Raw genomic sequence first — 11,561 nt, 5'->3', positions numbered from 1 at the left:
ACCCTGAATCAAGCATGAATATGGGTTAGGAATCAATGCCATGAAAAACGCATCGCTTAACGGTTATCAAATGCTGCTTGCGGGGCTTCTCGCCAGCAGCTTTGGTGTATCGGAGTCCTTCGCGCAGACCGCTGCCGCTCCAGTCGCCACTGCGAAACTGGGGGGAGATTTTGCGCCTACTTCCGCCGCCTGGCGTGCCCGCCAGGGCCTGTACTACAAGCGCAACTGGGGCGTTGAGATTATTGGCGTAAAACCGGTTTCATCGGGCTATATGTTGTCATTCAAGTACCGCGTCCTGGACCCCGAGAAAGCCAAGCTGCTCAATGATCGCCAGACGCGGGCTTTCCTGCGCGATGAGGCTACCGGCAACGTGCTGTCGGTTCCGGCGATGGAAAACGTGGGCGAACTGCGCACTGGTGCAGCGCCCATCGCTGACCGCACTTATTTCATGATCTTTGGCAATCCGGGTAAGTTGGTGACATCGGGCAGCCGCGTTAGCGTGGTGGCCGGTGCAATGCATGTCGATGGACTGATCGTGGATTAGTTCTGATTCCTCAATAGGCTTTTAATCGGGAGAAGTAACCATGTTGAAGTTGAAAACCTCAATGCTTGCCGCTGCGCTGACTCTGGCACTGACCACTTTGGCTGCGGCTACTCCCGCGCCCCACTCAACAGGGACTGCGGGACTGAATCCCATCATGAAGCCTACACCAGCTTCCATCGCCGCAGCTCGAGCTGCCGCTGATGCACGCATATCTCCGGTGCCCGTTGCTGTGGATTTACCGGTTCTTTCTGTGCAGCAAATTGTCGATCGCAACACCACAGCACGAGGTGGTCTGCAAGCCTGGCAGCGAGTCGGTTCCATGTCCTTGATCGGCAGGCTAGACGCCGGCAAGACCCGTACAGATGGTGGTCAGGTGGCGGTGGTCAGTAAGCAAGAACGAGCAAAAGCCAAGGCCGAAATGCGCAAGGCATTACAGGTAGGCAAGCCGCTTGCGCAGGCGCCAAAGGTCATTCAGTTGCCGTTTCAGATGGACCTGAAACGACCTTCAATGACCCGGCTGGAAATTCCGTTTCAGGGTGAGATGGCAGTGCAGGTTTACGACGGTGCTAATGGCTGGAAGCTGCGGCCCTATCTTGGCCGCCACGAGGTCGAGCCGTTTAGTCAAGATGAACTAAAAAGTGCCGCCAGCCAGCAGGAGTTGGACGGGCCCTTGTTCAATTACCCTGCCAAGGGAACGAGCGTGGCCCTTGAGGGGGGGGAGTTGGTTGATGGCCGTAGCGCCTACAAGCTCAAGCTGGTTCTGAAGAATGGCGATGAACGGCACTTGTGGATTGATGCACAGACTTTTCTTGATGTCAAAATTGATAGCGTTCCACGCAGAATGGATGGCAAGTTACGCACCGTGGTGACCTACTTCCGTGACTACAAACCAGTTGAAGGATTGTTGGTTGCGCACCGACTTGAGACCGGCGTAGAGGGATTGGCTGGGACGCAAAATATCTTTATCGAGAAAGTGGCCTTGAATCCCATGTTGGGCGAATCTCACTTTTCAAAACCACAGTAATACTCACAAGGCAATCAACGATGTGCGGTAGGTGGCGGTCTACTTGTTGGATGCTGATCTTCAGTGGTTTGCTCGAGTTGTGGGCGACAACTGCCTGGGGTACAGAGTCCGAAACATCGCGTGGTGCTGCCATTTACACAAAAGGCGTATTACCTTCTGGGGCCCTGTTGCACGGAGATCGGGGTGCAGGTGTGGGTGTTGACGGGATGCTTGCAGCCTGCATCACTTGCCATCGAGCGAGTGGCTTGGGCACCACCGAAGGGCGCATCGTGGTGCCCCCTATCATTGGAAAATATTTGTTGCGACCGCATTCCACCAACGTGCAGGACATGAGCCTGCCGCACGTTGCGGGTTACCGGTCTACCCGCGCGGCCTATACCGATGAAACCCTTGCCCACGCCATTCGGGAGGGCAGGGCCCCTAATGGTCGCGTGCTCAATAGCCTGATGCCGCGCTTCGACCTTGACGATGCCAGCATGGCCTCACTCGTGGCCTATCTCAAAACGCTAAATGCCGAGGTGGTTCCTGGCGTAAGCATTGACACGCTGCACTTTGCCACCATCGTGACGCCGGATGCCGACCCGATCAAACGCAAGGCCATGTTGGACGTGATGGAACGCTTCTTTGCCGATAAAAATTCGTTTATTCGGGGCGGGCATCGGCCCATGCAAGCCAACCGCGAGATTGAGTACCGGGTTTCGCGCCGTTGGCAGTTGCATGTTTGGCAACTTACCGGCAAGCCTGACCAATGGGAACAACAGTTGCGCGCCAAGTTGGCGGCTGAGCCTGTTTTTGCGGTGATCTCAGGACTGGCGGGTCGTACCTGGGCCCCAGTGCACCGTTTTTGTCAGGCCGCGAAATTACCCTGCCTGCTTCCTAATGTAGAGCTACCAGTCGTCTCTGAAGGTGATTTCTACCCGGTCTATTTTTCGCGCGGCGTTTTGCTGGAGGTCGATTTGATGGCTGGCTTTCTGACTCGACCAACTGCTGAGGGTGGTGCTCGCCCTGCAGCGCGGCGTGTTGTGCAGGTGTTTCGTCAAGATGATATTGGCTTGGCTGCTGCGCATGCGCTTGAAGTTGCTGCCAAGTCAGCGGGCATGGTTGTTGAGAATCGAACATTGCCGGTTGGTTCAGAGGACCGTATAGAGGTGACTAATTCAGTTCTTGGACTAAAGCCGGAGGATTCACTGGTGTTGTGGCTTCGTCCACCTGATCTGGCCATGCTGCCACCAGCCTTACCCGTGGTTTCCAGTGTTCTGGTGTCGGGCACCTTGGGTGGTTTGGAGCAAGCGCCGCTGACTGCGCTGTGGCGCAGCCATGTGCATATGGCGTATCCATTCGATTTGCCAGAGGGACGTAAGGTCCGCATGAATTTCCCACTGGCTTGGTTCAAGATCAAGCAGCTTGAAGTGGTTTCTGAGAGGGTGCAAACCGATACCTATATCGCTTGCGGCATTCTTGCCGAGACCTTAACGGATATGCTGGATAGCTTCGTTCCTGACTACCTTGTAGAGCGCGTTGAAGGAATGCTGAGTCACCGCTTAGTCAATGGTTACTACCCCCATCTGAGTCTGGCGCCGGGGCAACGCTTTGCTTCAAAAGGGGGCTATATCGTTCGTTTTGCTGCAACCGAAGGTATGGCGTTGGTGCAAGCGGGGGAGTGGACCACCCCCTGATTTCGAATTAATCCGGTTACATGAAGAAATTTTGAGCGCGTCGGTCGCCGACCAGACGAGACAATGATTTTGGCCGGGAGACGATGCCCAAATCCATGGCCACCAGCGTGAGTTCAGCCGCATTTTTAAGGTCAAGCTTGTGCATCAGGCTTGATCGGTGTTTCTCGACCGTTTTGGGACTCAGGTTGAGGAACTCGGCTGCACCTCTATTGGTACGTCCCTCAGCAACCAGTTGAAGAATGCTCCGCTCGCGCTGGGTGAGTTTGTTCATGCCAGAAGATTTTTCATGGACTTTCTCAGGATTTAAAAAGGTATCCATGAAGCTGCCCGAGACATCCGGGCTCAGGTACTTCTTCCCAAGCGCAACATGGCGCATGGAGATCAGCAACTCCTCCAGGCTGGTGTCTTTGAGAACGTAGCCATCGGTGCCGGCTTGCAATGCGGCGCGAACATAGTCTTCTGAACTGAAGTTGGTCAGCATGATGACTTTGGTCTTGGGTTGGCGCCGCTTGATCTGCGCCACCGCATCAAGCCCGTTGCTGCCAAATTGCAGGATATCCAGCACGATGAGGTCGGGCTGCATATTGAGTGACGCCTGAACCGCCTCTTTGCCGCCACACAGGTCGCCAATGACCGAAAAATCAGGTTCTGATGAAATAAGCGAAGCTAAGCCTCGACGAAACAAGACGTTGTCATCAACAAGCAACGTTCGCGTCGTTACCCTCGATTCGGCTAAGAGCATGTTCATGGCACCCTTTCGCATTTGGAACAAGAAAACACCTACAAGCCAGTGATGTTTGCTATCACAGGGCTTGGTAAAGATGCTTTTAAAAAACCATAAAGTTTGATTCACCTCAAGCTTTATGCAATTTTCACTTTGTTACAAATTACTGCCAATACTTTTGAAAAAATTATTCCCTCAAAGTTGTGACTTATTCACCGATTCTGGTTTTTTTATTCGTTCATCGATATTGTTAGCCGCCATGCGTTTTGAGTTGGGCCAAGAAATTCAGTTGGTTCGCGCAGTCTTGAGCTGGTATTTTTTAATTTTGTCGTACAGCGTTTTTTTCGGCAGGCCCAAATATTCGGCGGCGTCGGCAACATTCGCATCACACCTTTGGAGGGCCTCGGCGATCAGTGCGCTCTCAAAGTGGTCCATCTTGTCGGCCAGTGCATGGCTGGCAAGGGTTGGCTCACTCAAAGTGGGTGTGCTGCCGTCAAGCTGGGCCACCCCCAGCACCAGACGGTCGGCAAAATTACGCAATTCACGCACATTGCCCGGCCAGGGTCGGGCTTGCCATTGCTGCATCTGAAGCGTCGTCCAGGTCGGCACGGGTTGCTGGAAGCGCAGGGCGGCGGCCTGTAGAAAACAGGCCAGCAACAAGGGGATGTCGGCCCGCCGCTGGCTCAGCGGTGGCAACGAAATGCTCACCACGCTGATGCGGTAATACAGGTCTTCGCGAAACTGTTCCTTGGCGCAGAGACTCAGCAGGTCGGCCTTGCTGGCGGCCACGATGCGGCAGTCCAGCGCAATGCTTTCGTTGCCACCCAAACGTTCCAAGCGGCGCTCTTGCAATACCCGCAGCAGCTTGACCTGCAAGGCGAGCGGCATGCTCTCAATTTCGTCCAGAAAGACCGTACCGTGCTGCGCATATTCGAGTTTGCCAATGCGGCGTTTCTGGGCGCCGGTGAAGGCGCCTGCTTCGTGGCCAAAAATTTCGCTCTCAAAAACAGATTCTGGCAAGGCGCCGCAGTTGATCGCCACAAACGGCCCTTTGCGGCCGCTGGCGGCGTGCAACTGGCGGGCTACGACTTCCTTGCCGGTGCCGGTCTGGCCGTTGATCAGAATGTCAATGGGCATCGGCCCCAAGCTGGCGATGGTCTTTTTCAGTCGTTCCATGTCGGGTGACTGGCCGATCAGCAAGGGAAGGTCCGGGTTCAATGCCCAGGCGGATTTCAGGCGACGATTCTCCAGCACCAGGTGGCGTTTTTCTTGCGCGCGCAGGGCGATGTGAGTCAACCGCTCCGCCGCAAAGGGTTTTTCGATGAAGTCATAGGCGCCGGTGCGCATGGCCTCCACCGCCATGCTGACGTGGCCGTGGCCGGTCATCACAATCACCGGCAGATCGGCGTCCAGTGCCACGACGTGTGCCAGCAATTCCAGCCCGGAGTGGCCGGGCAGGCGCACGTCGGTCACGATCACGCCCGCAAAATCGGGCGTCAGCCAAGGTTGGGCGGCTTCTGCACTGGCGCAGGCATGCACCGTGAACCCCGCCAGTTCAAGCGTCTGAGTGCTTGCTTGGCGCACCGCTACTTCATCTTCAATCAGAAGTGCTTCAAGCCGTGGCGCGGAGGTTTCTGTCATTCTGGTTTCCTGAGTGTGAGCGGCAGGTGCAGGGAGAATTCTGCCCCTTCGCCGGGCCTGTTTTGCGCTTTCAGGCGCCCATTCATGGCTTGCACGATGGAGGATGAAATCACTAGCCCCAGCCCCAAACCCTTGCCGTGCGGCTTGGTGGTGAAAAAAGGCTCGAACAGCCGTGCGGCAACCTCCGCCGGGATACCGCTGCCCGAGTCGCAGATTCGGATCAGGGCGTCGTCTGCTTCGCGTGACAGCGTCAGGCGCACCGATTTTTTTTCCGAAGCCGCCGCCGCATCCAGCGCGTTGCGCAGCAGGTTGATCAGCACTTGTTCGATGCGCATGGCATCGCCCATGACCTGCAACGACGCCTGGATGTCAATCGCCAGCGAACAGCCGTTTTTATGAAATTCGCTCTCTAGCAGGTGTGCTGAAGACGAAATGGAATGCGCCAGATCAACCGGCACCACGCTGGAGTCGCTCTTGCGCGCAAAGCCCTTCATCTGGCCAATGATGGCGCCCATGCGTTCGCTGGCGGCACTGATGTGGGTGAGGTTTTCAAGGGCCCGGTCGGCTTGGCCGCGCGACAGAAATGTCATGGCGTTGTCTGAGAACGCCCGAATGGCGGTCAGGGGTTGGTTTAACTCATGGGTCATGCCCACCGCCATCTGGCCGAGCATGGTGAGTTTGCCGGCCTGAATCAATTCGTCCTGGGTAGCACGCAACAAATGCTCGGCTTCTTTCAGCTTGGCATATTTGGTGTTGAGGGACTGGTTGGCACTGGTCAACTCTTCGGTGCGCAGCGCCAGTTTGCGGTCCAGGTCTTCCGCCGCGTTTTGCAAGGCCAGGCGCGCCAGACCGCGCTCTTCCAGTCGTCGCTTGCGCTGGTGAACCGCCCAAAAGGAAATGGTTGAAATCGCCAGCAGCATGCTCGCCGTCAGGGCCCAGAGGAGGCCGCTACGGGCTATCAAGGCTTGGTTGGGGAAGGTCATCAGTTGCCAGCCAAGACGCCCCACCGAATGCACGATGGGCGGGCCAAACTCGGCATGAACTGCAGTGGGCAGCGAGCGCACCGGATCGATGTGGTGGCCGGTGTACTGCAAGGTATCGACGATTTCCTTTTGGGCGGGCAAGCTGAGCGCATCAATGCTGTGGTACTGCCAGGCGGGCCGGTTGCTCAAGAAAATAACACCCCACCGGTCCGACAACGTCACGGGCTCTATCAGGCTGTTCCAGGTGCGCGCGAAGTCGCCCAAGCTGATCTTGATGGTGATGACGCCGATCGGTTTCGCGGTGCTCAGCGGCAAGGCCGTCGGGTAAACCGGTTGTGAAATGAAATAACCCGGCTCTGCCGTGGTGCTGCCAATGCCATAAAAGCGCCCCGCCTTGCCCTGCATCGCATCCAGAAAATAGGGCCGAAATCCAAAATTCTTGCCGATATAGCTTTGAGGCGTGTCCCAGTTGCTGGTGGCCAGCGTTTTGCCGCTCGGGTCCATCAGGTAGATGGCGGCCACCTTGGCCTGCTGCTGGATGGCGCTCAGCACCTGGTTGAGGTGCCGAACCATTTGGGCATCAGGTTGTTGCAGTGCTTGCGCGGCTTCGGGCTGAAACGTGAGTGCAAAGGGCAAGGCTTCGTAGCGTTCCAGGATGGATTCCAGGTCGAGACTGATGATTTGCAATTGCCGGTCACTGGCTTCCTGCGCGGCCGTGCTGGCCAGCCGTTCGCCCGCCACGAACGCACCTGCAATGCAGGCCAGTGCGGCGAGGGCGAAGGCTGCGAACTTAAACCGCCAGGTCAATGCCATGCTGAATCTCAAGTGGGTGGGGAGCCCGAGTTTATTCGGGCGCGACCTGCAAGGCCTCCAGAAAGCGGGCCACCATGTTGTAGGCCGCAATCACCCCCACCAGCTCCACCTGCTGCTGGGCATCGGGCAAGACCTGCTGCAACGCGGTAAAACAGGTTTTGCTCACCTGAACGTTCAGCGTCATCTCTTGCGTCAGCGCCAGCGTGGCACGTTCAGCGTTGTTGAACAGATCGGTGTTTTCCAGGGCGGTACCCAAGTTGCGCAGGGCATCCAGCTGGCGCTGGCTGCCTCCGGCGCTCAGAAATTCTGGTGCATGCTGGGCATATTCATAGTCGGCGCGGGTCAGCACCGCCACCGTGCAAATTGCCAGTTCGCGCAGCCGGGCATCCAGCGACAGCTTATTGCGCACGGCGCCTAAAAAGCCGTTCCAGCCAATGGCATAGGCCGGGCTGTTCAGCAGCATCCGGTCCAGATTCAGCAGCGTGCCGCCGCGCCGCAGTCGGATGGCGGAAACCACCTCGTCAAAGCCCAGTTGGGCGTCATCCACGACCGGAATCCGGGGGGTGTTTTGGTCAGTATTCGTCATGCTCAATCCACCGCTGCGGCCAGAATTTCGAAATCATGGTGGCGCTGTTGCTCCTCCATCACCAGTTGACCGAGTTCGCGCTTGAGCGTGTTGAATTCGGCCGATGCCGGGTCGCGCAGACGCGGCAGGTTGACCAAAATATCACGCTTGACGGTGCCCGGGCGGTAGGTCATCACCACGATGCGGTCGGCCAGGTAAATGGCTTCTTCGATGCTGTGGGTGACAAAAATAACGGTCTTTCCGAGCTCAGCCCAGATGCGCAGCAGTTCGTCCTGCAAGTTGCGTCGGGTCAGCGCATCGAGCGCACCAAACGGCTCGTCCATCAAAAGAATAGGCGAATCAAGCGCCAGCACCCGTGCAATGGCGACCCGCTGGCGCATGCCGCCGGACAGGTCTTTGGGGAAGCGGCTGCGAAACTCCGAGAGGCCCAGTTTTTGCATCAGACTGGCAATGATGGCCTCCATCTCCGTCTTGCCCATGCCCTTGATCTCCAAGCCGAAGCGGATGTTTTCTTCGACCGTCATCCACGGAAAAAGTGCGTATTCCTGAAACACCATGCCCCGGTCCGGCCCCGGCCCGGTCACCAGTTTGCCATCGGCGCTGATGCTGCCGCTGGTCGGCATCGAAAACCCCGCCGCCGCATTCAGCAAGGTCGATTTGCCGCACCCCGAAGGCCCCAGCAGGCACACAAACTGGCCTTGCGGAATGTCCAGGTTGATGTCTTTGAGGGCCACAACCTCGTTGTCAGCGGTTTTAAAAATCTTGTTCACGCCTTTGACGACGATATGTCCTGCGCTCATGTCAGTGCTCCAGCCCGCGGTGCCACCGCAGCAAATAGTTGTTTAATTTGTTCACGCCCATGTCAATCGCCAGGCCCAGCATGCCGATACTGATCATGCCGGCAATGATTTTGTCGGACCAGAAATACTCCCGCGCTTCCAGAATCCGAAAGCCCAACCCGTTGTTGACCGCAATCATTTCAGACACGATCACCACGATAAAGGCGGTACCAATCCCGATGCGCACGCCCGATAAAATGTAGGGCACTGCAGCGGGCAGCATCACGCGCAGGAACATCGTGCGCTGGTTGGCGCCCAGGTTGCGGGCGGCCCGAATGTAGATGCCGTCCACCTGCCGCACGCCTGCGATAGTGTTGATCAGCACCGGGAAAAACGCCCCGATGGCGATCAAAAAGATAGCCGGTGGATTGCCCAGCCCGAACCACAAAATCGCCAGCGGAATGTAGGCAATCGGCGGAATCGGGCGCAGCACTTGCGCCAGCGGATTGAGCAGCGCGTAAATGCGCGGGCTCGCGCCCATGATGAGGCCCAGCGGCAGCGCCAGCGCCGCACCGATCAAGAAGCCGGACACCACCCGTACCATGCTGCCAATGGAGTCGACGATCAACTCGCCCGACACCGCCCAGGCCAGCCAACTGCCGGTCGCTTCCGCGAAGGGAATTTGCGGAAGCAGGTAGGCCACCCAGCGCTGCACCACCGCCAGCGGCGAAGGCAATACATGCGGGTTGACCCAACCCAGCGCTGCGCTGGTGTGCCACAGCGCAATCAGGACCAGCGGCACAACCAAACCGGTGCCGAAACTTCGCCAATTAAATTTAGTCATAGCAGGCATCCCCTTACTTGAGGTTCATGGATTTTTTGGCCTGGTCCAGCAGATCGGTTTTGACCCAGTCTTTGGCGACCGGTGGCGTGGTCATTTTTCCGATTCCTTGCTTGAGCATCACGTCCGTGGTGGTCTGGATATGGGCGGCCGTGATGTCATAGGAATAGGGCGAATTGCCAATCGCGTCATTGAAGTCTTCGGCGGTGATCTGGCCCTTGAATAGGGTTTGTGTCACGTACTTCTGAGCCGTTGCTTTGTTGTCGATGAAGGTCTTGGTGGCCTCTACAAAACAACGCATAAATTTCTCGGCGAGAGGGCGGCGTTCCTTGTAAAACTTTTCGGTCATGACCAGCGTGCGCACAGGCGAGCCGATGGCGGTGTCGTAAGGTTTCATGACCTCTACGCCAAAACCTTTGTTGATGGACTGCGACGCCTGGGGCTCGGTCTGCATGATGGCATCGACGTTTTTACCGAGGAGCGCCTGGTTCAGGTCGGGGTACGACAGGTAAATGATGTGCACATCCTTGCCCGGTGCATCGGCGGACGTGAGACCGTTTTGTGCCAACTCGGCAGCCAGCAAAACTTCCTGAATACTGCCCCGGGTGACGCCGACTTTTTTGCCTTTCAGGTCTTTTATCGACTTGACGCCGAGCTCGGCGCGCGCGACCAAACGGGCACCGCCGGTGGCAAAGCCCGCCACCACATAAATCGGCACGCCTTTGGCTCGACCTGAAATGGCCGCTTCTGAGGCTGTTGCCCCAACGTCAAGTTCGCCCGCGATGATGGCCTGCATCACGTCCAGGCCCTTGGCGAACGTGCTTTCCTCAACCTTGATGCCGCATTTGGGACCAATTTCCTTGATGTAGGAGATAGCGCCAAAGTGCGCGAGTTTGAGATTGCCGAGGCGAATGACATCGTCGGCCGCTTGCGCCGAACCGGCCATGACTGCCAAGGTAGCGCCAAGGGAAAGGATTGATTTTTTGAACATGTTTGTCTCCATGGGTTGATTTGTACCAACACCATTGCACAAGCCATGCCACGCTTGCCGCCGCCCGAGCGAATTTTTTAAGTGATTGATTTAATTGAGTATTCAATAAGATATGCTGCACTGCAAGGTGCTGAAATCCGCAAAAGCCAGCCTGGGTCTTCCGGAAATCCGCAATCAAGCTGCCACGTTTGAGAGATTTAAGCCAAATCGGCCTCTAGCCCCCGTGCCTATTGCGCAAGAAGCTATTAAATATATAGTGGTTATCAACTGAGTTTTGCAGTTGGAGAATGATTGGCTCAGCAAGTAATCAGTGAAATAACCGCAGGATTGACTGGCTACATGGCAGCGTAGCCGAGCACCATGAAAGGCAGGTTTCAGGAAGCCCATTTAGGGCGCACCGAGGAACCAGTACCGCGACATTGAGCTTGCTGTGTGGACTGCCTCTCCAAGACGGCAAAGACAATCCATAAAAACTGGAGACTCGAATTGAAAAAGCCTGTTGCACTCATCACAAACGCGCTCACGTTCGCAGGTCCTGCGGCGGTCGACACCCTACTCAAGGCTGGATTTCAGGTTGTAGTGCATGACGTTGCCTTCATTTCTTCAGAAACGAAAGCGAACTATCGAAGCGCCAACCCGGACGTCTTTGTAATCCCTGATCAAACTCCGGTAGCGATCGTCGAATCCGCCTGGGCCGTAAGCAATCGCTTGGACGTATTGGTAAGCAACGATGCGTACCGGCCGATCCACGGACCTGTTGAGGATGCCGACATAGAAAGCCTTCAATCCACGCTAGATCGATTGGTCGTATTTCCGTTTGGAATTGCAAAAGCGGCTATTCCGCGGCTGAAGGCCCAGTATCTGAAAGTCCAATTCCAAGGTTTTGAGGCCGGGCGGCAGCTCGTGATGGAGATCTACGTTCCCGCACCTAACGAACTGACTACTGAAATGCAAACTAT

At 56.5% G+C, this 11,561-nt stretch carries 10 protein-coding genes and 1 pseudogene; 4 read left to right on the top strand and 7 right to left on the bottom strand.

Going from position 1 to position 11,561, the window contains the following annotated elements:
- Positions 1 to 40: 40 nt before the first annotated feature.
- The 3 genes from WCG50_RS05280 to WCG50_RS05270 are packed head-to-tail and all read left to right on the top strand — an operon-like array spanning position 41 to position 3,244.
- The gene (locus tag WCG50_RS05280) at positions 41 to 544 is read left to right on the top strand and encodes a hypothetical protein (protein ID WP_336898528.1); all 504 of its coding nucleotides are present in this window, start codon (positions 41 to 43) and stop codon (positions 542 to 544) included.
- A 40-nt stretch (positions 545 to 584) separates the two neighbouring features.
- On the top strand, positions 585 to 1,568 hold the full coding sequence (locus WCG50_RS05275; protein WP_336898527.1) for an outer membrane lipoprotein-sorting protein: 984 nt from the start codon (positions 585 to 587) through the stop codon (positions 1,566 to 1,568).
- A 50-nt stretch (positions 1,569 to 1,618) separates the two neighbouring features.
- Positions 1,619 to 3,244: a cytochrome c gene (locus WCG50_RS05270; RefSeq protein WP_336898526.1), complete on the top strand. Its 1,626-nt coding sequence runs from the start codon at positions 1,619 to 1,621 to the stop codon at positions 3,242 to 3,244.
- Between the two features lie 16 nt (positions 3,245 to 3,260).
- On the opposite strand, the gene WCG50_RS05265 is transcribed toward WCG50_RS05270, so the two are convergent.
- The 7 genes from WCG50_RS05265 to WCG50_RS05235 form a co-directional block, all read right to left on the bottom strand.
- Positions 3,261 to 3,992 (bottom strand): response regulator transcription factor, encoded by a 732-nt coding sequence (locus WCG50_RS05265; RefSeq protein WP_336898525.1) that lies wholly within the window; start codon positions 3,990 to 3,992, stop codon positions 3,261 to 3,263.
- A 261-nt stretch (positions 3,993 to 4,253) separates the two neighbouring features.
- Entirely contained in the window at positions 4,254 to 5,609 is a 1,356-nt protein-coding gene (locus tag WCG50_RS05260; protein WP_336898524.1) for a sigma-54 dependent transcriptional regulator, read from the bottom strand.
- Entirely contained in the window at positions 5,606 to 7,405 is a 1,800-nt protein-coding gene (locus WCG50_RS05255) for an ATP-binding protein (RefSeq protein ID WP_336898523.1), read from the bottom strand. Before WCG50_RS05255 ends, WCG50_RS05260 begins: the two co-directional genes overlap by 4 nt.
- 31 nt (positions 7,406 to 7,436) lie before the next feature.
- On the bottom strand, positions 7,437 to 7,991 hold the full coding sequence (locus WCG50_RS05250; protein ID WP_336898522.1) for a carboxymuconolactone decarboxylase family protein: 555 nt from the start codon (positions 7,989 to 7,991) through the stop codon (positions 7,437 to 7,439).
- A 2-nt stretch (positions 7,992 to 7,993) separates the two neighbouring features.
- A complete protein-coding gene (locus tag WCG50_RS05245; RefSeq protein ID WP_336898521.1) occupies positions 7,994 to 8,791 on the bottom strand; it encodes an ABC transporter ATP-binding protein in 798 nt (265 codons plus the stop codon).
- A gap of 1 nt (position 8,792) precedes the next feature.
- Positions 8,793 to 9,614: an ABC transporter permease gene (locus WCG50_RS05240; RefSeq protein ID WP_336898520.1), complete on the bottom strand. Its 822-nt coding sequence runs from the start codon at positions 9,612 to 9,614 to the stop codon at positions 8,793 to 8,795.
- Between the two features lie 13 nt (positions 9,615 to 9,627).
- Positions 9,628 to 10,614 (bottom strand): ABC transporter substrate-binding protein, encoded by a 987-nt coding sequence (locus WCG50_RS05235; protein WP_336898519.1) that lies wholly within the window; start codon positions 10,612 to 10,614, stop codon positions 9,628 to 9,630.
- Positions 10,615 to 11,088: 474 nt separating this feature from the next.
- On the opposite strand from WCG50_RS05235, the pseudogene WCG50_RS05230 reads away from it, so the two are divergent.
- Positions 11,089 to 11,561 (top strand): annotated as a pseudogene (locus WCG50_RS05230) (hypothetical protein); the annotation flags it as partial.

It is taken from the genome of Rhodoferax sp. (assembly GCF_037143375.1).
Classification (GTDB): domain Bacteria; phylum Pseudomonadota; class Gammaproteobacteria; order Burkholderiales; family Burkholderiaceae_C; genus Rhodoferax.
This window is presented reverse-complemented; position numbering and strand designations above follow the sequence as displayed.

Coding starts and splice junctions, on each gene's coding strand:
- WCG50_RS05235 (WP_336898519.1), bottom strand. CDS start 10,614: ATGGAGACAAACATGTTCAAAAAATCAATCCTTTCCCTTGGCGCTACC.
- WCG50_RS05245 (WP_336898521.1), bottom strand. CDS start 8,791: ATGAGCGCAGGACATATCGTCGTCAAAGGCGTGAACAAGATTTTTAAA.
- WCG50_RS05270 (WP_336898526.1), top strand. CDS start 1,619: ATGCTGATCTTCAGTGGTTTGCTCGAGTTGTGGGCGACAACTGCCTGG.
- WCG50_RS05260 (WP_336898524.1), bottom strand. CDS start 5,609: ATGACAGAAACCTCCGCGCCACGGCTTGAAGCACTTCTGATTGAAGAT.
- WCG50_RS05265 (WP_336898525.1), bottom strand. CDS start 3,992: ATGAACATGCTCTTAGCCGAATCGAGGGTAACGACGCGAACGTTGCTT.
- WCG50_RS05250 (WP_336898522.1), bottom strand. CDS start 7,991: ATGACGAATACTGACCAAAACACCCCCCGGATTCCGGTCGTGGATGAC.
- WCG50_RS05240 (WP_336898520.1), bottom strand. CDS start 9,614: ATGACTAAATTTAATTGGCGAAGTTTCGGCACCGGTTTGGTTGTGCCG.
- WCG50_RS05280 (WP_336898528.1), top strand. CDS start 41: ATGAAAAACGCATCGCTTAACGGTTATCAAATGCTGCTTGCGGGGCTT.
- WCG50_RS05275 (WP_336898527.1), top strand. CDS start 585: ATGTTGAAGTTGAAAACCTCAATGCTTGCCGCTGCGCTGACTCTGGCA.
- WCG50_RS05255 (WP_336898523.1), bottom strand. CDS start 7,405: ATGGCATTGACCTGGCGGTTTAAGTTCGCAGCCTTCGCCCTCGCCGCA.